A 23,297-nucleotide genomic window follows, 5' to 3' on the forward strand; every position below is an offset into this window, starting at 1 on the left:
TTTAGCGATTGGAATGCAGTTCATCCAGAAGCGTCATAGCCTTCGAATAGACGGCGCGCGACCTTGCCTCGCGGCCCTCGATCGGTGCCTGGAAACTGTAGCCAGCGAAAACGGTGCCATCGATCGAAAACGCGACGCGACATCGGTCCAACGAACAATCCATCAAATAGATCGCGTTGTCCGGCAGCCGCCAGCTTGGGTCGGTGCTGACCCAGTATTCAGCATTCGAAGGCATTTTATAGCGGACAAAACCGACTGCCGGCAGCCCAACGATCGGGTTGCCGCTGCCTGCCGATTTGGCAAGTCCTGCAGCAAGTTCTTCTCGCGGCGGCCCGTTGAGGAGAAAGGGATGCCTCAGCGAAAAATCCGACGATAGACCCACGACAAGCGTTTCGGGCCAGTCTGCCAATGCTTCGGGTGCATTGAATCTGTCGCACCACAGAGCGACCCAACCACCGGGTTTAGCCATGGTACAAAATGTTCGCTCGACGAGATTCGGCTTGCGGTGGTTCTTCAGATCGCCAAAGCGCAGGGAGAGTGAACTGGCGGTCAGGGGAATCAAACCATTGTCAGTTGCGCTGCACACCAGGCGCGTGCCTTTGGCACTGCTCAAACCGTAGTCGGCTATATAGCCGTTGCTGATCTGCACCACGGGCGCAGGCGGGGTCGAGAGCAAACGGCCGCCGATCTTGATGTGGATGATCGATGTCAGACAGGCTTGCGATGCCGGCCGTGCGTCAAGTTTCGGTTTGACGACAAACAGCCATGAAAATCCGAGCGCCAAGACCAGAAACGCGACGAGCACAGGCGACTGTACGATGGCCCTCTTCGCGCCGAACGAACTCAATCCCAACCCTATGCCTCGCGCGATGACGCCCACCGCCGCACCTATTGCCATTGCTGCCCACAGCACGGCAGCCAACAAGCCTCCCGGTCCGTCGAAAGAGCCATCGCCACGCAGGTAAGCGATGCCGGCAGCCAGGACGACAGCGCAGACGGCGAGACACACGCGGTTCGGCATTGCCACCGCGATGAAGAAGGGCACAAACAGAAACGGAAGCGGAATCAGGATCAAAGGCGTCAGCAAGACAAGCACTCCTCGGCGTTGGCCGATTGCCATTTGCTTGCCTATGAGCGCGGAACGATGGCGAGCCGGACCAGGCGCCGTGCAGATGCCGCGTAGATTTTCAGCACACGCATAGATCGGATCGGCCGTCCCTGCCCGTCGGCCATTGCCAGTTTGGCGCCGAGCATGACGAAGGCGCCGGCGAAGGTGCGGCGCATCCAGCTCAGCACCATCGGCCGCGACACGACATGGCTGCGGATCGAGGCGGCGAAGCTGGAGCGCCGATTTGCGGGACCGACCTCAGATAGCGGCGTCGGCGTGCCGCGCAACCTTGCCCGCAAGCACCGCCTGCTCGACCAATGCAGCCACCTCATCGGCCACCACCAGCACCGGTGCACGGTCGCGGGTGGCCCGCGCAATCACCATCAGCCCTTCCAGCGAGGATTCGACCAGCAGTGCCAGGGCATGCGCCCGGCGTTCGGGCACTCCTGCCCTGACAAAGGCCTGTCGCAGCAAGCCGATCCATTGCTCGAAAGCCGATCGGCAGAGTTCCGCCAGTTCCGGCACATCGGTGGGTGAATCCAGCACCACCGGCGCGATGGGGCAACCCAGCGAAAAATCATTGTCCTCCAGCATGCGCCCGACCGACTGGTAGATGTGATGGACGGCCACTGCAGGATCGCTCTCGGCTGCCAGTGCTTCGCCCAGCCTTTTCGTGACGTCGGCAACGCTGTTGCGCGTCACCTCGATGACCAGTTGGTCCTTGCCGCCTGGGAAATGAAAATAGAGCGAGCCGCGCGGCGCCCCGCTGGCGCCCAGAATGTCGTTGAGCGAGGTGCCGTGATAGCCGCGCTGCCTGAGCAACAGGCCTGTGGTCTCGAGTATGCGGGTGCGGGTGTCGTTGGCCATGTCAACCTCTGTCAGCAGTGACGCATTATAGGCCTTGCCAAGAATATGACAATCGGTCTATATAATATGTGGATCAGTCTATATACTATTAAGGAGAGTGACATGCGCAGCTACCGTCTCGAAGGGTTTGGTGGAACCGAATCCCTGGCGATGCGCGACGAGGCGCGGACGGAACCGAAACCGCATGAGATCGTGGTGCGAGTCCGCGCCGCCTCGCTCAATCGGCGCGACACGATGATCCTTGGCGGCACCTATCCCTTGCCGGCGCGGCAAGGCATCGTGCCGCTGAGCGACGGAGCCGGTGACGTCGTCGCAATCGGCGATGCCGTCACCCGTTTTGCCGTCGGCGACCGCGTCACCGGCAGCTACTTCGCCCGCTGGATCGATGGCCGCATCAATGCCGGTCTGATCGACCAGCTCGGCTGTACGCTTGACGGCATGCTGACTGAGTTTGCCGTGCTCGACGAACAATGGGCGGCGCGACTGCCCGATCATCTGAGCTGGCACGAAGCGGCGACGCTGACCTGCGCCGGCGTGACGGCCTGGAACGCGGTGACCGGGACCCGGATTCCGAAGCCTGGTCAATGGGTTCTCACCATCGGTTCGGGTGGCGTTTCGCTGTTTGCTCTGCAGTTCGCCAAGTTGCTCGGCTGCCGGGTTGTCGCCATCACATCGCGCGCGGAGAAGGCCGACAGGCTGCGGGCGCTGGGCGCCGACCTCGTTGTCTCCAGCACCGACATACCGGAATGGGGCGGCTGGGCGCGCGAGCAGACAGGCGGAGTCGACCTCGTCGTCGAAACCGGCGGCCCGGCCACCTTCGCGCAGTCGCTGATTGCCAGCACGCTTTATGGACACATCGTGCTGCTGACGCTGCAGGACGCCAGTGGCAGATCGATCGAGATGCCGGCAGCGCTTTATCAGCGCAGCCTCGCCACCATCAGCCGCCTGTTCGTCGGCAGCCGCAGCAATCTTGAGGCCATGCTGCGCGCCGTGTCGCAGCATCGCCTCAAGCCCGTTGTCGACAGGGTCTTCCCCTTTGCCGAAGCCCCCGAAGCGTACCGCCACTTCCAGCAGGGCGACGTGTTCGGGAAGGTTGTCATCGACTGCGCCTGACCCAATTGCCCGCTTTTCAACCCCGAATCAGGAGAACGACCATGACCATCCGTGAAGCTTCCGCAGAATGGCAAGGCACGCTGAAGGAAGGCGGCGGCCGTCTGCGGCTTGGCAGCGGCGTCTTCGAAGGCGCCTATTCCTTTCCGTCGCGGTTCGAGGACGGTCCGGGCACCAATCCCGAAGAGCTGATCGGGGCAGCACATGCCGGCTGCTTCTCGATGGCGCTGACCTTCATCCTCGGCCAGGAAGGCCACGTCGCCCGCACCATCCGCACCGTCGCCAAGGTGCATCTCGGCGCGACCGCCGCCGGGCCGACGATCACCCGCATCGAGCTCGAAACGGAAGCAGAGATTCCCGGCCTTCAGCCTGCCGAATTCCAGCGTATGGCGGAGACGGCGAAGACGACCTGCCTTGTCTCTCGCGCTTTGGCCGGCGTTACAACCATCACCCTCAAGGCCGAGCTGGCCGCCACCACTGCCACGGAACAATGAAAACCAGGAGGTATGAGATGAGCCAGGACAGCATCACGAGCATTCATCCGGGCGACCACTCTAGCCAGACGGCCGAGATCATGCGTCGCTTCAACGATGTGTTCCAGTTGCACGATCCGTCCGCGCTTGCCGAGTTGGTGGCGCAGGATTGCGTTATCGAAAACACCGTGCCGGCGCCGGACGGCGCCCGCCATGCCGGCAAAGAGGCATGCATTGACCTATGGTCGGCGATCGCCAGCCAGCCCGGCACGCGCTTCGACCTCGAGGAAACCTTCGTCGCCGGTGAACGGGCGACGATCCGCTGGCGCTACTTCATGGCCGACGGCAACTCCATCCGCGGCGTCAACCTGATGCGTGTCGCGGACGAGCTGATCGTCGAGGCGATGGGTTACGTCAAAGGATAGAAGCGTTGCCCGGCACTCCCGTTCCCAGCCCGGAATCTCGCTCAAGTCGAGTTTCCGGGCCGGTTTTCTGGTCACTGGATGACGCGGTGCAGCTTCACCGTGGTGCTGGGACTGTTCTGGATGGTCTGGAAGATCACGCAATAGCGATCCGTGAGTTCGAGCAGTTGGTCGAGCTGACTTTGGGGAGCGTCGGTGTCGATGTCGAAGCGCAAGCGGATTTCCTTGAAGCCGACTGGAACACCCGCAGTCACGCCGAGCGTGCCGCGAAGATCGACGTCACCTTCCGCGGAAACTTCGGCGGACCTGATCGGAATTTCGAGCACGGCCGCCGCCGCGCGCATCGAGACACCGGCGCATGCGATCAGCGCCTCCAGCAGCATGTCGCCGGAGCACAGTTCCTGGCCGCTGCCCCCGGCCATCGGATGAATGCCGGCAAGCGCCAGCCCGCGTCCGGTCTCGACCTTGCAGGTCACGGTGGACGCGTCGGCGACGCCTTTGGCCTTCAAGGTGAGGAACGCGGCCTTCGCATCCCTGCGATAGAGATCCTTGATCGGCTCCTGCGTGGCGCGAAATGTTGCGATTTCCATGAACAATCTCCTGTCTTGAATTGTCGTTGTCAAAAATGGCGAGCAGTGGCCGGGCCTTATTCCGGCACCGCGATGCCGGAGCCGCCGAGCTCAGCCGGAAAGTCCCTGAGCTTGGGCAGCCCATCCTTCATCGGCAGCACGGTCTCAGCGTAGTTGACGTGAACCCCAGGCGTGAATTTCACGCCTGGTATGGTTGCCGCATAGACATCGACCAGGCCGAGCGGCGGATGAACGGTCATCAGATGACCACCGCATTTCGTGCAGAACTGGCGATCGCTCATTTCGGTCTTCTCGAACCCGGACAGGAACTCCGCGCCCCTGGTGACCTTGACGTTCTGAGGCTTCCACAGCGTGAAGGCGTTCACGGGAGACGCCGACCACGATCGACACGAACCGCAATGGCAATAGCCCATTGCCTCGGCGGCTCCGTGCACTTCGATTTCCACGGCGCCGCAAAAACACCCGCCCTTATGTACCGTCATGACATTTGTCCCTGGTTGGTTTCGACAGCACTCAGCGCCCTCTCTCGGCAGCGCTTGAGCACCGGTGCAGGTTTAGGAGTTCTGGCCGCGAACTGAATGATACGGCGTCCGCCTCGCTTGACAGCGCGTCCGGAACTCGAAAGGGATGGCTGACCGGCTAGCCGGGTGCGGGACGAAACGGAATGGCCGGGGATGCTCTGTCTGACCTGTTGAGGACGGTACGCCTTACCGGCGCGACGTTTTTTGACATTGAGGGCCACGAGCCGTGGGCCGTCTGCTCGCCGGCGCCATCGTCCATCCTGCCGAAGATCCTGCCCGGTGCGGACCATCTGATCTCCTACCATGTGGTAACGGCCGGTCGCTGCTTCGCGCGCATCGTCGGCCAGGAAGCGATCGCGCTGGAGGCCGGCGAAGTCGTCGTCTTCACCAGGAGCGACCCGCATATTATGTCCAGCAATCCGGCGCTGCGCGCCGATCCGCCGACAGCCGACGTTCTCGACATCGCAACAGCCGGCCGGATGCCGTTTTACATCAACTGCGCCGGCGACGGCGCGACCTCGGCCAGGCTGGTTTGCGGCTATCTCGCCTGTGATGCACAGCCTTTCAATCCACTGCTCGAGGCTTTGCCGCCGGTGATCAAGGCCGGAGCTGCCAAAGGCGATGGCGGCTGGCTCAGCCAGTTCATCAACCTGGCTGTCACGGAGGTGGCGCAAAAGCGCGCAGGCAGTGAAACGGTGCTCACCAAACTGAGCGAACTGATGTTTGTCGACGTGTTGCGCCGTTACTTGGAATCGCTGCCGCCACAAACCACGGGATGGCTGGCTGGCCTGCGCGATCCGCACCTGGCGAGGGCACTGGCGCTGATCCACGACCGGCCGGCGCATAACTGGACGGTGGAGGCGCTGGCGAAGGACTCCGCGCTGTCGCGCAGCGTGCTCGCCGAACGCTTCACCAGGCTGGTCGGCATGCCGCCAATGCATTATCTCGCCAAATGGCGCATGCAGATCGCCTCGGAGCTGCTCAGCGCCGGCTCCAGCAACATGGCCAGCATCGCCGCTGAAATCGGATACGAATCCGAGGCAGCGTTCAGCCGCGCCTTCAAGAAGATGATCGGCCTTCCGCCCTCCGCCTGGCGTCTAGGCATCCGGACCGGATCCGGAACCGACGAAGAGTAGGCCGATGCCTGCCAGATCCTGTTCTATCGATCAGCAAGCGCCAGCTTGGCCCCAAGCATGACAAAGGCGCCGGCGAAGGTGCGGCGCATCCAGGTCAGCACCATCGGCCGCGACACGACATGGCTCCGGATCGAGGCGGCAAAGATGCCGTAAGCGACGAAGACGACGAAGGTCAGCAGCATGAAGACGCTCGAGAGCTCCAGCATCTTGGCAAATGCGTTCGGTTCGGTCGTGCTGACGAATTGCGGCAGGAAGGCAAAGAAGAAGATCGACAGCTTCGGGTTCAGGATGTTGATCAGGATGCCGGAGGTGATGACCTTGGCTGCCGAGCGGGGTGCCGCGTTTTCATCGACGCTCAGGCCGCCCTTCTCCTTCAGCGTGTTCCAGGCCATGTAGAGGAGATAGGCGACGCCGAGATATTTCAGCGTCTCGAAGGCGACAGCACTTGTGTGCAGCAGCGCCGCCAGGCCGGTGATGGCGGCGGCCATATGCGGGATGATGCCAAGCGTGCAGCCGAATGCAGCAGTGATCGAGGCGCGCGCGCCTCGCGAAAGCCCGGCGCTCAGCGTGTAGAGAACGCCGGTGCCGGGCGAAGCCACGACGATCAGCGACGTCAACAGGAATTCGATGCTCATGGTTCCTCCAACGCCCTGCCCATGGTGGAAGCTATCGGGGGATGTGGGATGAGGCAAGGTGGGCGTCGGCTAGATCGTTGGCATCCCGTGCGCCTTGCGCGCCATCAGGCAATCGTCGCCGCCAGGCATGCAGGCGTGGCAGACGTCCGGGCGGATCTCGTAGATGCCGCAGGCTGTGTGCTTGCCGATCTCGCCCGTAAGCGCCGAACAGCGCACGCCCTCGCAGCGCATCCCGGACAGGTCGGCGGACACGAACTTTTCCGGAATCCGGTCAAGTTGCGCATCGTCCTCGGTCGAGAAGCGCGGCCATTCGGCCGAGTAGGAGCAGCAGGCGCCGCAGCTCTGGCAATCGAAAACCGGCTGGTCGTCCTGTTTTGACGACCGGATATCCCTGGCGGCCAACGCGACCAGCCCAGGCGCTGCGAGATTGCGATCGGCTTGGTGCGGCAAGGCGCTATTTCTTCTTGCCTGCCTTGCCCTTGGGCGTGGCGGCTGGCGCCTCGAACAGATCGGTCGCCGACGGTTCGGCGGCCTTCGGCGCGGCAGCGGGCTTGGCCTGCTTTGCAGTGGCAGCAGCCGGCGCTGCCGGCTGATCCTTGGTGGAAAACTTTATGGCCATGTCAGTCCTCGTCGGAAAAGCGGGATGATGGTGCGCGCGGATTGCGCAAGCGGCCGATCAGCGCCGAGACCGCCGTGATGTTCATTTCCTCGGGCGACCAGTTCCTCGCCTCGGCAATGTGGTGCGCCGCCAGTTCGCGATGCGTGCTGCCGCTATAGGCGGCATCCTGGTAGGTCACGCGCTCGTGGGTCTTTTTGTCCTCGCGGACATATTCGACCAGATAGTTCGGAGCTTCGGCACGGCCGCGCACGCCGACGCGCACCTGGGCATCGCCATGCGCGCGCTTGCAGCGCTCGAGCTTTTCCAGCACACGGCGGACATATTCGACCGGCTTGTCCAGGCCCGGGACCATGGACGCTATGGTCGCATCGGCATCGATCGGCGTGGGCGGTACGCGCTTGGTGGCCATCAGCGTTTGCCTGCCCGCTTTGGCAGCGCCGCAAGGACTGCGGCCGCTGCCATGTCGTCGGCTTCCTTTTCCTTGCGCAGTTCGCGCAAGCGCGCGGTCTTGGCTTCGCGCGCCTCGCTGACGGCATCACGCTCGGACAGGATGCGGTTGAGTGACATCGACTGGGTTTGCGTCTTGCTGAACAGCGAGCCGGCCTGGTCGGCAGTCTTGGATTGAGTGGTCAAAACTTTCTCCTGTCGGGAGCCTGGTGCCGATAGAGCGAGAGCGGTCTTCGATTACGACCAAAGCAATACGGCAGCGGGGCAGTATGGGCGGTTCAGATTGCTGGATCGTCCCTTAGCACGTTCCGGCCGGCGTGCGGCGCACTTTTAGCGGCATGACGCACAAAATGAAAAAGGCCAGGCACCGCCTGACCTTCCATGAAAGCGCCGCGCATCCAGTTGGATGCGCAAGGCGCTCCTTTCAGCCTTTCATCGGTGCCAGTACATCCGTGGTCACCGGAAGGCCGAATTCCTTATCAGGCCGCCTTCAACTGGTCGGCGGACATCTTGCCCGACTTGTTGTCGCGGGTCATCTCGTAGCCGAGCTTCTGGCCCTCGACGATGTCACGCATGCCGGCGCGCTCTACGGCCGAGATGTGGACAAAAACGTCGGCGGAGCCGTCGTCAGGCTGAATAAAACCAAAACCTTTGGTGGCGTTGAACCATTTCACTGTGCCGGTGGCCATGAAGAACCCTTTCCCTGGCAAATATTCGTTCACCATCGTGCGACTGCACAACAGCGTTTTGTCTCGATTTTTGATGGGGAAGTTCGTCAAAGGCGCGCATCATGCGCGGATAACAAAAGTCGGTCAAACAAATATCGACATGTTTCTTATAGACTTCTTTTAGCGCCGAGTCAATTTCTGGTTTGGCCGGAGCCCAAATTCAACCTGAGGGTGCCTGAGGCATAAGCCTCAACTGACGAGGTGGCGGAGCTCAAGGCGTTCCAAAAAATATTCCACGCCCCGGAACCAATCGCAAGCCGGCGCATTTCCGTGGTGTCAGCAATTCAGAGAGCATCTCGGTAATGCTGGCAAAAGAACGCCTCCCGCACATTAAACGGTGCGAGAGGCGTTCTTGTAAGTGCCCTTGTCTGACGCAATTCCCAGGGGAAAACCGTTTCACACTTTCCTTAAACTCACGCTGGCGGCCTACAGGATCGCGCTGATCAGCGGCAGGATCTCGTAGTGGAAACCGCGGCCGGAGCTCGACACCGGATCGCCGTCGGTGACCGCTCTTGCCTCGGCTTCGCTGCCGACACGCAGGATCAGCAGACCCCAAGGACCGGCCGGGTCGGCGACCGGCCCGGCCAGGATCATGGTGCCCTCGGCAAGCTTGCCGCGCAGATAGTCGGCATGCCGGCCCATCAACTCCCTCTCCTCCTCCGTCAGGGTGAAGGCGAAGTCCGGCCGAGGCGGGATCAGCCGGCAGTGGAAGATTGTTGGCGCGGTAGTCTCACGCGGTCCATCATTGCTGGCCATCGGTCACTCACCGTGATGTCATTAGTGGTCCTATTCGTCCGGGCCGGGTTCCGGCCAAGTCTCCTTCGCTGCTTCCGCATACCAGTGCCGCATCGCCGGCGTTGCCAACACGGCGTCGACGTAGGCGCGCGTGTCGGGCGCGAGCTTGCCGCCATAGGTGTCGAAGCGGGTGACGACAGGTGCATACATGGCATCGGCCGCGGTGAAATGACCGAACAGGAAGGGGCCGCCTTTGCCGTATTGTTCCCGGCACTGGCGCCAGATCGTTTCGATGCGCGCGCGCTGCATTTCGCCTTCGGCGTCGAGCGGCTTGTGGCCCTTCGGCCGGCGCAAATTCATCGGCCAGCCATAGCGCACCTCGCGAAAGCCGGAATGCATCTCGGTCGCCACCGAGCGAGCCAAGGCGCGGGCGCCGATATCCTGCGGCCAAAGTTTTTTCTCCGGAAACAGGTCGGCCAGATATTCAAGGATGGCAAGGGTTTCCCAGACAATCCTGCCATTGTGATTCAACACTGGCACAAGGCCGGTGGGCGAGACTTTCGCCAGAGCGGCAAAAGTCTCGGGCGTGCGCAGGCGCACGAAACCTTCCTCGAACGGGATCTCCAGATGCTTCATCGCCACCCATGGCCTCAGCGACCAGGACGAAAAGCACTTGTTGGCGATGATGAGCGTAAATTCAGCCAAGGCGGTCTCCCCAAAATTTCGTCACACTAGTCACACGATACGACGCGGCAAAGCGTTTCGGCGACCATATAAGCGACCAGATGCGACGATGATCGCCGCCCAGGGAACCTAAGCCAAGCCGGCCCGTTTGCCTCCTGCGAATGAATCCCCGGAATCCCAGGAGATGCAAAGATGGTGAACAAGGATCAGGTTGCCGGCGTGGCCAAGCAGGTCAAGGGCTCGGTCAAGGAGGCCGGCGGCAAGGCGACCGGCAACAGGCAGACCCAGGCCGAAGGCACTGCAGACAAGACCGCCGGCAAGGTGCAGAAGGTCTATGGCGACGTGAAGGACAAGATCAAAAAGGCGCTCTGACCCGATCTCGCAGGCAATGAGGAAGGCGGCTCAAGGCCGCCTTTTTCTTGTCAGAGGCTGAGACTCTTGCTGAAGGCGCTGGTGAACTTGACCTCGCCGTGGTCGCCGGCCGCCTCGCCCAGCACTACGTCCATGCTGTCCCCGGTTACCCTCACCAGCGCGAAGCCGCCCATATAGGCGGCCTTCGGCTTGAACAGGTCGAGGCCATCGCTCTTGTAGATCATCGGCACTTCGTGCTGATGGCCATGGAAGATGGCGATGACATTGTAGCCCTTCAGCGCCGCCAGCAGCGCCTGGCGGTCGGCCTCGCTCCACCAATGCGGCGCGCCTGCGCCGTCATCGTCATAGGTGCGCTTGGCCGGGTCCCAGCGCTCGACCGAGAAAGTGTCCCAGCCATAGTGCTGGAACAGGATGACGGGACGGCCATCCGCCGCGTAGGTCGCCAGATCCTGCTTCAGCCACGGCAGGCTGCTCACCGCGCCATGGCCGGTGTCGCCGGCAAAGCGGTGGGTCTGGACGAGATGCAGGCCGCCCCAGTCCCAGGAATAGCAGTCGGTGTCGACATCGTATTCGGTGGCCGGCACCGGCGGCTTGAAGAACACGCCGGGGCGGTGGTTGATCTCGACATAGTCGCGCAATTCACGCCGGTACCAGTCGACATGGGGCGGCGAGCCGTTCTGGTCGAGATCGTGATTGCCGAGGCCGACATAGACCGGCATGTGCACGCGATCGGGACCGACGCCCTGTTGATAGCGCTGGCTGAACTGCAACAGTTGCGTGCCTTCGCTGGGCTCGGTGATCTGGCCGCCGCCATCGTCGGTGATGTCGCCGCCGACAACGAGGCCGAGCGGCGCATCGATGCGGCCGCCGGCCGAACGCAGGCGGGTTGCAACGCCATCGATCTCGACTGGCCATTGCCGGCCGGCCAAGCCATTGAGGACAGCGACATTGCGCAACAGCGCGGCATCGGTCTTGCCTTCCTCCAGGCAGTTGGGGCTGAGGCCGCTCGACATGCGGCAGGCATGGACATCGGCGATGAACAGAAAGGTGGCGTCGATGGGCTGGATGCGCTTGCCGGTCTGGCCAAGCGCGGCGCGCGGCAGCATGCCAGCCATGGCAAGGCCGGCTGCCTGTGCGAGGAAATTGCGACGGGAGAGGACGAGCTTGCGATTCATGACCTGAAATTCAGCACAGCCGGCGCCCCACCGTCCAGTTGCCAGGAATGGCAGGTCGACACGGTACACTGGCTCTGGCATTTCTTGGGTCATGCTGGCGCGCGGCAAATACAAGCACAGGGGGATTTCATGAGAGCCGTTTCGATAGGCGTGGTGCTGGCTGGGTTGCTGCCGGCGGCTGCGGTGCATGCCGCCGATTGTGTCGACGCAAAATCGGCAAAGGCCGGCTTCGTTCTGGAAATGCCTGGCGTCCGCAGCGAGTTTCGGCCGGTGGCCGGCGGCATGGTGTCCGTCGCCAACACCTACGAATCGCAATCGCCGCAGACACAGTTCCTGTTTGCCGGCCTGGTCGAAGTGTTTCGCGACAGCGATACCGGACGGGTGGCGACGATCCCGTTTTCCGATCTGCGAAAACTGTTTCCGCTGAAGACTGGAGCCAAGAGCACGATCGAATTCGTCGAGCTGTCGCCGAACAAGCAGCCGAAGAGCACCAAGACGCTGAGCCTGGTCGTCAAGGGCAAGGAGACGTTCAGTGTCGGCGGCTGCAAATACAACGTGCTGGCCGTCACGGAGACCTTCAAGAACGGCGCCGGCGAAACGCTGGACACATTTACCGCGCTTTATGCGCCCGATCTGCAAGCGTCCCTCGCCCGGCGCTACGACGAAGGGACCAGCGCGGAATCGGTGAACGGTTACGAGACGATCAAGCCGCTTTCCAACTAGAACAGCGCAGTTCCGGCCTCAAGGTGTTCCCGGCCGCAGCAGGATCCTGCTACGCCGCTTCGCTCTGCTCGGGAATGGCGACGTTGAGCTGCCCTGAAGTTCGGCCAGGCAATCGCGCAGCACGCTGGCATCCTGTGCCGTCTTGGCCATCGACATGGCGCCGGAATAGGCGGCGATGGCGAGTGCCGCAAAGCGCTCGGGGTCGGTGCCCTGCTCCCTCCCCGACTGCTGGTCGGCTCGCACCTTGTCGGCAACCGCCTGACGCCATCCGGCAAAGATGCCGGCCAAAGCGGCGCGGAAATCCGGGTCAGCGAGCGACAGTTCATGCGCCAGATTGTTGAGCGGACAGCCGCGCACGAAGCCTTGCTGCTCAAGCTCGGTCGCCACCGCCTCGAATACCGCGCGCACGCCTTCGCGCGCCGAGCCTGCCGCCCGTACAGGGTTGATCCAGGTTTCATCGAGGGCCGCTGCCACGCGCTCCTCGATCACCGCCAGAGCGAGCGCCTTCTTCGTCGGGAAATGATGATGCAGCGCGCCGCCGCTGACGCCTGCGGTCGTCATCAACTCGCCAAGAGCGGATGCATGATAGCCACGCGCCTGGAACGACGCTTCGGCGACATCGAGCACCTTGTTGCGCAGCCCTTCGGGATCGTTGGTGCGTTTTCGCGGCGGCCCTTTCGGAGCCCGAGCAATCTCTGCTGACATTTGCCAACGATAGCAGATTGACAAAACAGGACAACCGATCTGTTTTATAAACCGGATGATCATCCTGTTTTTTGGAGACGACACAATGACCGTACCCCTGAATGCGCCTGCAACGGCAAAACTGCTCGCTTCGCCTGTCGTCGAGTTGCGGCAGTACACGCTGAAGCCGGGCCGGCGCGAGACGCTGATCGACATCTTCGACAGTCGGTTCATCGAAGGCCAGGAACACGCCGGCATGACCATCATCGGACAGTTCCGCGACCTCGACCGCCCCGACATGTTCGTCTGGCTGCGCGGCTTCGGTGGCATGGAAGCGCGGAAGCAGGCGCTCACCGCCTTCTATGACGGGCCGGTGTGGACGGCGCACCGCGACGCCGCCAATGCGACGATGATCGATTCCGACGATGTACTGCTCTTGAAGCCGGCATGGCCAGGCGCCGGCTTCGATCTGTCAGGCTCGCAGCGAGGCGCCATGCCGGCGGATGGAAAGTTGAGCGCAGACAATGGCTTGACCGGTGTTGTTGTCATCCAGATTCATCATCTGCGGTCTGGCGCCGAAGCCGATTTCGCCGGCAATTTCGAAACGGACGCCGTTCCGGTCCTTATCGGCGCCGGCGGACGGTTGCTTGGCGCCTTCATCACCGAGCACGCTGAAAACAGCTTTCCCCGCCTGCCGGTGCGCTTGAGCGAAAACGTCTTTATCGCGGTGACGGGTTTCGACAGTCCCGAGGCGCATGCCAGTTACGAAGCCGCAGTTGCCGCTTCGCCCCAATGGCAAGCGGCCGATGTGACCTGGCGGACCGAAACCTTGCGCCTGACGCCGACGTCGCAGTCGCTGCTGCGGTAACCGGATCGGCACGCGGCCAACCGAAGTTCATACTGAGCGATAGGCCGGCGGCTTGACCGCCCTCGCCGATCGGCATTGCCTTCGTGACGCGGGCAACAGCGAGAGCATTCGATGCGACTTGGCCTTCAATGAGACTTTCTGGCAAGCGAGCACTGGTGACCGGCGGCTCGGACGGCATCGGCCTGGCGATATCGGAAGCTTTCTTGCGCGAGGGCGCCGACGTGCTGATCGTCGGTCGCGACACCAGCAAGCTCGAGACCGCCCGCGAGACACTTGCGGCGGCGGGCAACGTCGGCACCCAGTCGGCCGATCTCTCGACCTCGTCCGGCATCGATGCCGTGGTCGATCGCGCGAAAGCAACCGGCCCGCTCGACATCCTCGTCAACAATGCCGGCGTCGCTTATCTGGTGCCTTTCGAGACCGTCACCGAGCACCAATTCCAGCAATCCTTCGCGCTCAATGTGACGGCGGCGTTCTTCCTTACCCAGCGGCTGCTGCCGCATCTCGGCGCCAACGCCTCCGTCATCAATATCTCGTCCTACTTCGCCGACAAGATGATCCCGAAGCGGCCGTCGAGCCTGTATTCCTTGTCCAAGGGCGCGCTGAATTCGCTGACCAAGTCGCTGGCCTTCGAGCTTGGTCCGCGCGGCATCAGGGTCAATGCGATTGCGCCCGGCACGGTCGACACCGCCATGCGGCGCAAGTCGATCGACAACCTGCCGGCGGCAGCGCAAGCCGAGCTGAAAACCTATGTCGAGCGCAGCTACCCGCTCGGCCGCATCGGCCAGACCAGCGATCTTGCCGGCATCGCCGTCTATCTGGCCAGCGACGAGGCGGCGTGGACCAGCGGCGGCATTTTCGCGATCGATGGCGGGTATACGGCGGGGTGACCGTTTGGACGGCCCTCGGCCTCGAACAAGCGGAGCACTTGACCAAACTTCCGATACCGCGTCTGTCTGCAGATTGAGCAATGCTTCAGACATTCGTGGTGCCATGCCGTCTATCGATCCACTGATCCTCTTCTACACAACGTTCTTCAGCAAACCCGTCGATATCGCGTCGATACAGTGCGAAATGCCCGGGCGGTGGACACTGGACAAACGACGGATTTCCGAGGCCGCGGCAGTCGTCTTCCATATTCCGAACTTTCGCGAAGTTGGCGATGCCTACAAATACCCTGGTCAATATTGGGTCGCCTGGTCGATGGAATGCGGCCAAAACTACAAGCGACTTGCCGACCCCAAAATCATGCGGCACTTCGATATCATCATGACGCATGAATCCCGGTCCGATGTCTGGGTACCCTACCTTCCGCGTGCGGTGTGGTGGAAAGATGCGCTGGCCAGACCAATCGTGCCGAAAACGGAAGAAGCGCCGGTCGCACTCTTCCAGTCGGCCGGCCTGAATTATAGCGGCCGTGTCGATTTGGCGAACGAACTGGCGCGCCACATCAAGATCGATTCTTATGGCCGATATAGCAACAACCGATCGGTCTCTGGCCCCGATCTGGGCTCGAAGACCAAGATCGAAACCATTGCGCGGCACAAATTCTGCCTGGCCATGGAGAACTCGATCGAGGCCGACTATGTCACCGAGAAAATCTATGACGCGTTCATGGCGGGCACGGTGCCGATCTACCTTGGCGCTCCTAATGTGGACGAGTTCGTTCCGGAGCACTCCTTTATTGACGCCAGTGCCTTCGCCAGCGCCAGCGATCTTGCAGCCTATCTCCAGCACCTGATCGCAACGCCGCAAGACTACGAGGCTTATTTCGACTGGCGCTCAAAGCCATTGCCCGACAATCTCGTCAAACGGGTGCAATCATTGGAAACACCCGCGTTCTGCAGACTGATGAGCGTCGTGCGCCAGCGTCTGGAGGCGCGGACAAGCACGCCTTCCGGACGGCGAACACTTCCGTTCGGCTATAGAGCCTATCTCAGGACAAAGCTGCGCCGTTGGAGGAAAAAGGTTCCGAGCTGACGGTCCGCGATCAGGCGCGCTTTCAGCAAAATACCGAGGACAAAGAGCGTCTCTTGCGACGTCGAGACGGCTTCGACCTTGCCGCAATGCATCTTGGAAAACTCCGAGGCCATGTGGAGGCGCTCCCAGGGTGGACTTGAAATTCTCGGCTTCGCGATCCGAAGCTCGATCCGGATGCGATGCCGGATTTTGGTCGGGAAACTGAACAGAAGGACAAGTGCATAAGCTACCTCATCGCTGCTGTTGCCAGTGAGACGCCGGCACGGATGGTAGTTTGTGTGGCAGCGTCGCTCGTAGGTAGAGTAGGTAGACATGAATTGCGCATTGCTGATCCTGGGGGAAGTTTGCGTAGAGCAATCCGCCAGCTCGACATGATCTTATCGAGCTAAATCCGCAAGTTTCCGTCCACTTTATGGGATCAAGCCGCACTGAGGAGCAATTTCCTTCACACGAAAGTGGAGGGTGCAGGATCCCGAAGGGCGGCGCTACTGCTTCAACCGATTTACTGCCTGCCGGCCGCAATCTCTGCTTGAAGGCCATTGTGCAACGCGATACGCCGTTGCCGAATTCGATCGTCGGAGAGACAAGTGACCGCTGCCAGGACCAGAACCGAAACCGACACGTTCGGCCCCATCGAGGTTGCCGCCGACCGTTACTGGGGCGCGCAGGCGCAGCGTTCCCTCGGCAATTTCAGGATAGGCTGGGAAAAGCAGCCGGCCTCGATCGTGCGTGCGCTCGGCATCGTCAAGCGAGCGGCGGCGGAAGCCAATATGGAGTTGAAGCGGCTCGATCCGGCAGTCGGCAAGGCGATCATCGAGGCGGCGCAAGAGGTGATCGACGGCAAGCTGAACGATCATTTCCCGCTGGTCGTCTGGCAGACCGGCTCGGGCACGCAGTCCAACATGAACGCCAACGAGGTGATCTCCAACCGGGCGATCGAACTTCTGGGCGGCGTCATGGGCTCGAAGAAGCCGGTGCACCCCAACGACCACGTCAATATGAGCCAGTCGTCGAACGACACCTACCCGACAGCCATGCACATCGCGTGCGCCGAGCGCATCGTGCACGATCTGCTGCCGGCGCTGAAGCATCTCCACGCTGCGCTCGAGGTCAAGACGAATGCCTTCGCCCACATCATCAAGATCGGCCGCACCCATACGCAGGACGCGACACCCCTCACGCTGGGCCAGGAATTTTCCGGCTACGCCGCGCAGGTGGCCTCTTCGATCAAGCGCGTCGAGATGACGCTGCCCGGCCTGCAGGAACTGGCGCAGGGCGGCACCGCCGTCGGCACCGGCCTCAACGCGCCGGTCGGCTTTGCGGAAAAGGTGGCGGCGCGCATCGCCGAAATCACCGGCATCGCCTTCGTCACCGCGCCGAACAAGTTCGAGGCGCTCGCCGCGCACGATTCCATGGTGTTCTCGCATGGCGCCATCAACGCGGCGGCCGCCGCCCTCTTCAAGATCGCCAACGACATCCGCTTCCTCGGCTCCGGCCCGCGCTCGGGCCTCGGCGAACTGTCGCTGCCGGAAAACGAGCCGGGTTCCTCGATCATGCCGGGCAAGGTCAACCCGACCCAATGCGAGGCTCTGACGCAGGTCTGCGTGCAGGTGTTCGGCAACAACGCCTCGCTGACCTTCGCCGGCAGCCAGGGCCATTTCGAGCTCAACGTCTACAACCCGCTGATGGCCTACAACTTCCTGCAGTCGGTGCAGCTGTTGGCCGACGCTTCGATCTCCTTCACCGACAATTGCGTCGTCGGCATCGAGGCGCGCGAAGACAACATCAAGGCCGCGCTCGACCGCTCGCTGATGCTGGTGACGGCGCTGGCGCCGACGATCGGGTACGACAATGCCGCCAAGATCGCCAAGACCGCGCACAAGAAGGGCACCACCTTGCGCGAGGAAGCACTGGCCACCGGGCTGGTCAGCGAGGCAGACTACGACCGGCTGGTGCGGCCGGAGGACATGACGCATCCGGGTTAAGCGATTCCAGGGGAAGTGCCTTCCTCGAAGCGCGCAGCCCTTCCTCTTTGGAATTGCGTCAACTAGAAATCCGAATTGTGTGGCGGGACAATTTGCTCCCGCCGCTGCTGGCCGCGACAAGAATTTTGCGTCGGTCGAACGATCCCGAAATGTACGTCCTGTGAACAATGTGTCGCCGGACTGGCGGCTTTGGTGAACAGTCGGCTTGGTCTATCTGACGGGACATCAACCCTTTTCGGAGAGCCACCATGTCCATCAACACTTCCGCTGCCGGCGCCGGCATCGCGTCCAACAGCTCCACCACCATCCTGCTCGGCCGCATCCTGCTCGCCGCCATCTTCCTGCTTTCCGGCTTCGGCAAGCTCACCGCCATTTCCGGCACCGCCGGCTATTTCGGCGCCATGGGCCTGCCGGTGCCGACCATAACGGCCATTGTCGTCGGCCTGATCGAATTGCTCGGCGGCCTTGCCGTGCTCGTTGGCTTTCAGACCCGCATCGCCGCCTGGGTGCTCGCGGTCTTCACCATCGCCTCGGCCTTTGTCGCCCATACCGGCTGGGCCGACCAGAACCAGATGATCCATTTCCTGAAGAACGTCGCCATCACCGGCGGTTTCCTGCTGCTGGCTTCCTCGGGCCCTGGCGCCTACTCGATCGACGCCAAGCGCGGCTGAGCTTTCCCTCCCAAGCCTGAAAAAAGCGGCGTGGAATTTCCACGCCGCTTTTTCGTTGTCTGCCCAAGCGCGCGCCCGCCCCATCCCTGCTAGGATCGGTCTCGAAACAGCCTGCGGACAGACAACGGAGATGACCATGCCCCGCGATGCATTGCTTCTGATTTCCCGGCTGCTGCTCGCCGCCCTGCTCGTTCCCTCCGGCTACCACGCGCTCGCCGACATTGCCGGGACGAGCGGCTATTTCGCCGGCCTCGGCATGCCATTGCCGACGCTTGCCGCCTGGGGCACCGGGCTGTTCGAGTTGATTGCCGGTCTCTTGATACTGGTCGGCTTTCAGACGCCGGTCGTTGCGATACTTCTTGCCGCTTTCTGCATCGTTGCAGGCTCCATCGGCCACTACGGCCAGGGCGGCGATGACCCGATGCTCACCTTCCTGCACCAGCAGATGCTGATGAAGGATATTGCCATCGCCGGTGGATTCCTGGCGCTAGCCATGGCCGGCGCCGGGGCTTGGTCGATCGACGGGCGCCGCGCCGCGGTCTGATATCGTCAAATATCGTCCCGGTTGAACCATCGACGCCCGTGCCAGGTCGACCCCCACTCCGTCTCGGCTTCGTCGAGCCACCTCTCCCCCGATCGACGGGGTAGAGGAAGGGCGCGAGCCTATTGCCGCCAACGCTTTCCAACGAGGCTCCCTTCCCTTTCCCTCCGGAGGGGGAGGTGGCGCTGCGAAGCAGCGACGGATTGAGGAAGCCGGTGCTCGAACGCGAGGCCGACGACGACATGGTTTTGCTGTCAGGCCGCGCCTACTTCACCGACACGCTCTGCCCACCCTCGACCGCCAGCACCAGCCGGCGGTTGGTGATCCGCGCCAGTTGCGCCAGCCGTCCGGCCGGGCGTTCGCCGTAAAGATCGGAAAGTGAGGCCGGCAGCACCAGCGCCAACGTGCCATTGCCGCGGTTTTCCCATTTCAGCCGCGGCATGACGCCGGGCATGGCCGCCGTCAGCAGATAGACGACGCGCAGCACCGCCGCCAGGATGCGGGCGCGCTCGAGATAGCGCGGCGTCGCCAGGCCGCGGATTTCCGGCGCCGCATCGTTGAACACGCCTTCGTGGCGGAACAGGCCGACCAGCGCCAGGAAGGCACGGCCGGGGTGATCGACGCCAATGAAGGAGGCGTGGGCAATGATGTTGAGCGACTGCTTGCCGCGATATTCCGGGTGTGCGCGCCAGCCTATATCGGCCAGCAGACAGGCAGCGTGGCGATAGCGCGCCTCATCCTCCGTCTCGTCGATGCCGAAGGCGGCAAAGGTCTTGTCCGTCCATTCGACAAGCTCATGCGCATGGGTGACCGAGCGCGACCGCAGCCGCGCCAGTTCCTCCGAAGCGGAGACCAGCGGATCGGCCTTCTGCTCGGCAGGGTCGAGCAGCGAATAGAGAAACCCTTCGCGCACGCCCAATGCCGAGACGATAATCTTCGACGGCTGCATCGCCGCCATGATCTCCTGCAGCACGACCGCGCCATAGGGCAGCAGCGAACGGCGGTTCTTCGACACACCTTCGATGCCCTTGACCTTCTCGATCTCGCCTTTCGCCACCTGCTTCAGGAAATTGGCGGCGCTTTCGACACCGATCTCATAGTGGTGCATGACGCCAAGCGGGTAGTTGGTCATTTCCATGTGCAGCCGGGCAAGGTTTCGCCAGGTGCCGCCAACGGCGTAAAAGGGCCGTCCCGGCCCGCCCTTCAACAATTTGGCGCGCGCCAGTTCGTCGCGGGTGATCTTTGCCGCCTGGGCGAGCGAATTCCTGGCCATGTCCTGCAGCCGCAGGCCACCCAGCGGCAGCGTGATGCCGTCGCCGATCGCCTCGCCATTGATGTCGATAAGCTCCAGGCTGCCGCCGCCAAGATCGCCGGCAATGCCATTGGCGGGGTGGAAGCCCGAAATGACGCCAAGCGCCGAATAATGCGCCTCCTGCCGGCCAGTGAGCACGCGGATCTCGGTCTTGAGCACATCCTGGGCCCGGTGGATGAAATCGGGGCCGTTGATCGCTTCGCGGGCCGCGGCCGTTGCCAGCACAAACATGTGCTCCGCACCCGCCTGGTCGGAGAGCGCGCGGAAACGGCGGAACTCCTCCATCGAGCGCGTCACCGCCTCGGGATCGAGCTTGCCGGTCGAAACGATGCCGCGGCCGAGACCGGCCAGCATCTTTTCGTTAAACAGCAAGGTCGGCGAGCGCGCCAGCCCTTCATAGACGACAAGGCGGATCGAGTTCGAGCCGATGTCGATGATGGACAGCGGCCGGCGATCCTGCAGCCGGCCTTGGGACGTTGAAATCATCAGCCGGTGTTCTTCTTGCGACGCTTGAACTGCGCGATGCGCTTGGGCGCATGCGACTTCAGCGCGTCACCCCGTCCCGACAGGCTCGGATTGGTCATGAAATATTCCTGCGCGTTGAACGGTTCCTCACCCTCCTCCAGCACGACGCGCCGGGAGGTTCCGTCAGCCAATACGTCGAAACTTTGCTGGTTGTCCATGATGTTGCCCAGCATGATCTGGCCAAGGATCTGTTCATGCACCGTTGGATTGGTGATCGGCACCATGGTCTCGACGCGGCGGTCGAGATTACGTGGCATCAAGTCGGCCGAGGCGATGTAGACGATCGCCTCGTCCGACGGCAGGCCATGGCCGTTGCCGAAGCAGTAGATGCGGCTGTGTTCGAGGAAGCGGCCGACGATCGACTTGACCCTGATGTTTTCCGACAGGCCGGGCACCTGCGGCCGCAGGCAGCAGATGCCGCGCACGACGAGATCGATCTCGACGCCGGCACGGCTGGCGTCATAGAGCGCGTCGATGATGTTGGGATCGACGAGCGCGTTCATCTTCATCCAGATGCGCGCCGGACGGCCAGCCAGCGCGTAGGCGACCTCGTCGGCAATGTGCTTGAGGATACGGCTGCGCAGCGTAAACGGCGAGATGGCGATCCGCATCTCATCGGTCGGCTCGGCATAGCCGGTGATGAAGTTGAACAGCTGGGCGACATCGCGCGCGATCGTCGGATCGGTGGTGAAGAAGGACAGGTCGGTGTAAATGCGCGCTGTCACCGGATGGTAGTTGCCGGTGCCGAGATGCACATAGTTACGCAGCTTGCCGTCCTCGCGCCGCACCACCAGCGACATTTTCGCATGGGTTTTGAGTTCGAGGAAGCCGAACACGACCTGGACGCCGGCGCGTTCGAGGTCGCGCGCCCAGCGGATGTTGGCTTCCTCGTCGAAGCGCGCCTTGAGCTCGACCAGGGCGGTCACCGACTTGCCTGCCTCGGCCGCGTCGACCAAGGCGCGCACGATCGGGCTGTCGTTGGAGGTGCGGTAGAGCGTCTGCTTGATCGCCACCACCTCAGGGTCGGCCATCGCCTGGCGCAGGAATTGGACCACCACGTCGAAGGATTCATAGGGGTGGTGGACGACGATGTCCTTCTCGCGGATGGCCGCGAAACAGTCGCCGCCATGCTCGCGGATGCGCTCGGGAAAGCGTGGATTGTAGGGGGTGAACTTCAGGTCGTCGCGCGGCACGGCGACGATCTCGGAAATCTGGCTGAGCGCCAGCGGGCCGGTCAGAACGCTGATGCGACTCGAAGAGACGCCAAGCTCGCCGGCGACGAACTCGCGCAATTCGCCGGGCATCGACTTGTCGAATTCGATGCGGATGACCGAACCGCGGCGGCGGCGCTTCAGCGCCGTCTCGAACAGGCGCACGAGATCTTCCGACTCTTCCTCGACCTCTATATCGCTGTCCCGGATGATGCGGAAGGTGCCTGAACCCTTGACCTCATAGCCGGGGAACAGCTTGCCGATATAGAGGCCGACAGCCTCCTCCAGTGGAATGAAGCGAACGTGCTGCTTGCGGTCGGGCAGACGGATGAAGCGCTTCAGCGCCACCGGCAGGCGCAGAAGCGCGCTCATCTCCTCGCCATTCTTGCGATGGCGCAATTGCAGCGCCATCGAGAAGCCGAGATTGGGAATGAACGGAAACGGATGCGCCGGGTCGATCGACAGTGGAGTCAGCACCGGGAAAACCTGGTCCTGGAAATGGTCTTCCAGCCAGACTTTTTCATCCTTGGTCAGTGCATCGCGGGTGATGCTCTCAATGCCTTCCTTGTTGAGCAGCAACATCAGCGCCGAAAGGCTATTCTGCTGGTCCTCCTGCAGCCGCTCGACCTCGCGCAGTAATTGTTCCAGCTGCTGCTCCGGCGTGCGGCCGTCGGGGCTCTTGAGCGCAATGCCTTCGCGCACCTGGCCCGCAAGGCCGGCGACGCGGACCATGAAGAATTCATCGAGATTGGCGGCCGAAATCGACAGGAAACGGACGCGTTCGAGCAGCGGATGGTGCTCGTTCTGTGATTCCTCGAGCACACGCCGGTTGAACTGCAGCCAGGAGAACTCACGGTTGACGAACCGATCGGGGTTGCCGCCCTCGGGGCTCGCCACCTCGACATTGATGAATTCGCTCTGCACCGGCTTCAGTTCGTTCATGGTTCCTGCTCTTCCCCGCCAACCGTCCCTTGGAGCGCCGCTGGACGTGCCATGCCTCTAACACGCTTTTGTGACGCATGGCCCTTCGGCGAAAACCGTTCCGATTTCAGGGACATGCACTTAACCGGCTCACCGTATCCTCTGACAGGCTTTTGCGACAGTTTCATTTCATCGATCTTGCAAACAGGCCTGTTATGTTCCAGATGCTTTTCGACGAGATCAAGGAGACGACG

At 62.4% G+C, this 23,297-nt stretch carries 28 protein-coding genes and 1 pseudogene; 12 read left to right on the forward strand and 17 right to left on the reverse strand.

All coding sequences use genetic code 11. From position 1 onward, the window contains the following. Position 1 precedes the first annotated feature (1 nt). The 3 genes and pseudogenes from ACYG9R_RS00580 to ACYG9R_RS00590 all read right to left on the reverse strand — a co-directional run bounded on the left by ACYG9R_RS00580 (position 2) and on the right by ACYG9R_RS00590 (position 1,975). The gene (locus ACYG9R_RS00580) at positions 2 to 1,087 is read right to left on the reverse strand and encodes a hypothetical protein (protein ID WP_155923297.1); all 1,086 of its coding nucleotides are present in this window, start codon (positions 1,085 to 1,087) and stop codon (positions 2 to 4) included. A 137-nt stretch (positions 1,088 to 1,224) separates the two neighbouring features. Beyond that, positions 1,225 to 1,338 (reverse strand): annotated as a pseudogene (locus ACYG9R_RS00585) (LysE family translocator); the annotation flags it as partial. A gap of 28 nt (positions 1,339 to 1,366) precedes the next feature. After that, on the reverse strand, positions 1,367 to 1,975 hold the full coding sequence (locus ACYG9R_RS00590) for a TetR/AcrR family transcriptional regulator (protein ID WP_023824499.1): 609 nt from the start codon (positions 1,973 to 1,975) through the stop codon (positions 1,367 to 1,369). A 102-nt stretch (positions 1,976 to 2,077) separates the two neighbouring features. Between ACYG9R_RS00590 and ACYG9R_RS00595 the strand changes: the two genes are divergently transcribed. Genes ACYG9R_RS00595 through ACYG9R_RS00605 form a run of 3 tightly spaced genes read left to right on the forward strand, consistent with a single transcriptional unit; the run spans position 2,078 to position 3,983 of the window. Then, positions 2,078 to 3,088 carry a zinc-dependent alcohol dehydrogenase family protein gene (locus ACYG9R_RS00595; RefSeq protein WP_023697707.1) on the forward strand — a complete coding sequence of 337 codons (1,011 nt, stop codon included), beginning with the start codon at positions 2,078 to 2,080 and terminating at the stop codon, positions 3,086 to 3,088. Positions 3,089 to 3,129: 41 nt separating this feature from the next. Further along, entirely contained in the window at positions 3,130 to 3,579 is a 450-nt protein-coding gene (locus tag ACYG9R_RS00600) for an OsmC family peroxiredoxin (protein WP_023697708.1), read from the forward strand. Positions 3,580 to 3,596: 17 nt separating this feature from the next. Continuing rightward, a complete protein-coding gene (locus ACYG9R_RS00605) occupies positions 3,597 to 3,983 on the forward strand; it encodes a nuclear transport factor 2 family protein (RefSeq protein WP_023824498.1) in 387 nt (128 codons plus the stop codon). 71 nt (positions 3,984 to 4,054) lie between these two features. On the opposite strand, the gene ACYG9R_RS00610 is transcribed toward ACYG9R_RS00605, so the two are convergent. Both ACYG9R_RS00610 and ACYG9R_RS00615 read right to left on the reverse strand, forming a co-directional pair. After that, complete coding sequence (locus tag ACYG9R_RS00610) at positions 4,055 to 4,570, reverse strand: OsmC family protein (protein ID WP_023671510.1); 516 nt, start codon at positions 4,568 to 4,570, stop codon at positions 4,055 to 4,057. Positions 4,571 to 4,626: 56 nt separating this feature from the next. Then, positions 4,627 to 5,052, reverse strand: coding sequence for a GFA family protein (locus tag ACYG9R_RS00615; RefSeq protein WP_023734267.1), 426 nt, complete (start codon positions 5,050 to 5,052; stop codon positions 4,627 to 4,629). 182 nt (positions 5,053 to 5,234) lie between these two features. On the opposite strand from ACYG9R_RS00615, the gene ACYG9R_RS00620 reads away from it, so the two are divergent. After that, positions 5,235 to 6,227 (forward strand): AraC family transcriptional regulator, encoded by a 993-nt coding sequence (locus tag ACYG9R_RS00620; protein ID WP_023697711.1) that lies wholly within the window; start codon positions 5,235 to 5,237, stop codon positions 6,225 to 6,227. A gap of 23 nt (positions 6,228 to 6,250) precedes the next feature. Here the strand turns inward: ACYG9R_RS00620 and ACYG9R_RS00625 are convergent, their stop codons facing one another. From ACYG9R_RS00625 to ACYG9R_RS00660, 8 genes are all read right to left on the reverse strand, one after another. Beyond that, positions 6,251 to 6,862, reverse strand: a complete 612-nt coding sequence (locus tag ACYG9R_RS00625; RefSeq protein ID WP_023689918.1) for a LysE family translocator — start codon at positions 6,860 to 6,862, stop codon at positions 6,251 to 6,253. 69 nt (positions 6,863 to 6,931) lie between these two features. Then, positions 6,932 to 7,312: a YkgJ family cysteine cluster protein gene (locus ACYG9R_RS00630; protein WP_023715196.1), complete on the reverse strand. Its 381-nt coding sequence runs from the start codon at positions 7,310 to 7,312 to the stop codon at positions 6,932 to 6,934. A gap of 4 nt (positions 7,313 to 7,316) precedes the next feature. Next, on the reverse strand, positions 7,317 to 7,481 hold the full coding sequence (locus tag ACYG9R_RS00635; RefSeq protein ID WP_023671505.1) for a hypothetical protein: 165 nt from the start codon (positions 7,479 to 7,481) through the stop codon (positions 7,317 to 7,319). Position 7,482: 1 nt separating this feature from the next. After that, on the reverse strand, positions 7,483 to 7,890 hold the full coding sequence (locus ACYG9R_RS00640; protein WP_023824497.1) for a hypothetical protein: 408 nt from the start codon (positions 7,888 to 7,890) through the stop codon (positions 7,483 to 7,485). Continuing rightward, complete coding sequence (locus ACYG9R_RS00645; RefSeq protein ID WP_023689917.1) at positions 7,890 to 8,114, reverse strand: hypothetical protein; 225 nt, start codon at positions 8,112 to 8,114, stop codon at positions 7,890 to 7,892. Before ACYG9R_RS00645 ends, ACYG9R_RS00640 begins: the two co-directional genes overlap by 1 nt. A 293-nt stretch (positions 8,115 to 8,407) precedes the next feature. Continuing rightward, positions 8,408 to 8,617 (reverse strand): cold-shock protein, encoded by a 210-nt coding sequence (locus ACYG9R_RS00650; RefSeq protein ID WP_023671502.1) that lies wholly within the window; start codon positions 8,615 to 8,617, stop codon positions 8,408 to 8,410. A gap of 465 nt (positions 8,618 to 9,082) precedes the next feature. After that, the gene (locus ACYG9R_RS00655) at positions 9,083 to 9,412 is read right to left on the reverse strand and encodes a YciI family protein (protein ID WP_023824496.1); all 330 of its coding nucleotides are present in this window, start codon (positions 9,410 to 9,412) and stop codon (positions 9,083 to 9,085) included. A gap of 30 nt (positions 9,413 to 9,442) precedes the next feature. After that, complete coding sequence (locus ACYG9R_RS00660) at positions 9,443 to 10,096, reverse strand: glutathione S-transferase family protein (protein ID WP_023684314.1); 654 nt, start codon at positions 10,094 to 10,096, stop codon at positions 9,443 to 9,445. Between the two features lie 171 nt (positions 10,097 to 10,267). On the opposite strand from ACYG9R_RS00660, the gene ACYG9R_RS00665 reads away from it, so the two are divergent. Further along, entirely contained in the window at positions 10,268 to 10,447 is a 180-nt protein-coding gene (locus ACYG9R_RS00665) for a CsbD family protein (protein ID WP_023671498.1), read from the forward strand. A gap of 50 nt (positions 10,448 to 10,497) precedes the next feature. On the opposite strand, the gene ACYG9R_RS00670 is transcribed toward ACYG9R_RS00665, so the two are convergent. After that, positions 10,498 to 11,622 (reverse strand): metallophosphoesterase, encoded by a 1,125-nt coding sequence (locus ACYG9R_RS00670; RefSeq protein WP_023824495.1) that lies wholly within the window; start codon positions 11,620 to 11,622, stop codon positions 10,498 to 10,500. Between the two features lie 129 nt (positions 11,623 to 11,751). On the opposite strand from ACYG9R_RS00670, the gene ACYG9R_RS00675 reads away from it, so the two are divergent. Beyond that, positions 11,752 to 12,345 (forward strand): hypothetical protein, encoded by a 594-nt coding sequence (locus ACYG9R_RS00675; protein ID WP_023671496.1) that lies wholly within the window; start codon positions 11,752 to 11,754, stop codon positions 12,343 to 12,345. Positions 12,346 to 12,363: 18 nt separating this feature from the next. Here the strand turns inward: ACYG9R_RS00675 and ACYG9R_RS00680 are convergent, their stop codons facing one another. Beyond that, complete coding sequence (locus ACYG9R_RS00680; protein ID WP_023824494.1) at positions 12,364 to 13,050, reverse strand: TetR/AcrR family transcriptional regulator; 687 nt, start codon at positions 13,048 to 13,050, stop codon at positions 12,364 to 12,366. A gap of 85 nt (positions 13,051 to 13,135) precedes the next feature. Between ACYG9R_RS00680 and ACYG9R_RS00685 the strand changes: the two genes are divergently transcribed. The 6 genes from ACYG9R_RS00685 (at position 13,136) to ACYG9R_RS00710 (ending at position 19,077) form a co-directional block, all read left to right on the forward strand. After that, entirely contained in the window at positions 13,136 to 13,897 is a 762-nt protein-coding gene (locus tag ACYG9R_RS00685; RefSeq protein WP_023824493.1) for an NIPSNAP family protein, read from the forward strand. Between the two features lie 128 nt (positions 13,898 to 14,025). After that, positions 14,026 to 14,787 (forward strand): SDR family NAD(P)-dependent oxidoreductase, encoded by a 762-nt coding sequence (locus tag ACYG9R_RS00690; protein ID WP_023697718.1) that lies wholly within the window; start codon positions 14,026 to 14,028, stop codon positions 14,785 to 14,787. Between the two features lie 103 nt (positions 14,788 to 14,890). Then, complete coding sequence (locus tag ACYG9R_RS00695; protein WP_023684319.1) at positions 14,891 to 15,877, forward strand: glycosyltransferase family 10 domain-containing protein; 987 nt, start codon at positions 14,891 to 14,893, stop codon at positions 15,875 to 15,877. 587 nt (positions 15,878 to 16,464) lie between these two features. Further along, positions 16,465 to 17,862, forward strand: coding sequence for a class II fumarate hydratase (gene fumC / locus ACYG9R_RS00700; protein ID WP_023824492.1), 1,398 nt, complete (start codon positions 16,465 to 16,467; stop codon positions 17,860 to 17,862). A gap of 248 nt (positions 17,863 to 18,110) precedes the next feature. Further along, on the forward strand, positions 18,111 to 18,533 hold the full coding sequence (locus ACYG9R_RS00705; RefSeq protein ID WP_023671490.1) for a DoxX family protein: 423 nt from the start codon (positions 18,111 to 18,113) through the stop codon (positions 18,531 to 18,533). Between the two features lie 136 nt (positions 18,534 to 18,669). Then, the gene (locus ACYG9R_RS00710; protein ID WP_023824491.1) at positions 18,670 to 19,077 is read left to right on the forward strand and encodes a DoxX family protein; all 408 of its coding nucleotides are present in this window, start codon (positions 18,670 to 18,672) and stop codon (positions 19,075 to 19,077) included. A gap of 262 nt (positions 19,078 to 19,339) precedes the next feature. On the opposite strand, the gene ppx is transcribed toward ACYG9R_RS00710, so the two are convergent. Both ppx and ACYG9R_RS00720 read right to left on the reverse strand, forming a co-directional pair. Further along, positions 19,340 to 20,872, reverse strand: coding sequence for an exopolyphosphatase (gene ppx / locus ACYG9R_RS00715; protein ID WP_023684321.1), 1,533 nt, complete (start codon positions 20,870 to 20,872; stop codon positions 19,340 to 19,342). Beyond that, on the reverse strand, positions 20,872 to 23,064 hold the full coding sequence (locus ACYG9R_RS00720) for an RNA degradosome polyphosphate kinase (RefSeq protein WP_023700662.1): 2,193 nt from the start codon (positions 23,062 to 23,064) through the stop codon (positions 20,872 to 20,874). Before ACYG9R_RS00720 ends, ppx begins: the two co-directional genes overlap by 1 nt. Positions 23,065 to 23,297: the final 233 nt, after the last annotated feature.

Source organism: Mesorhizobium sp. RSR565B (genome assembly GCF_054719465.1).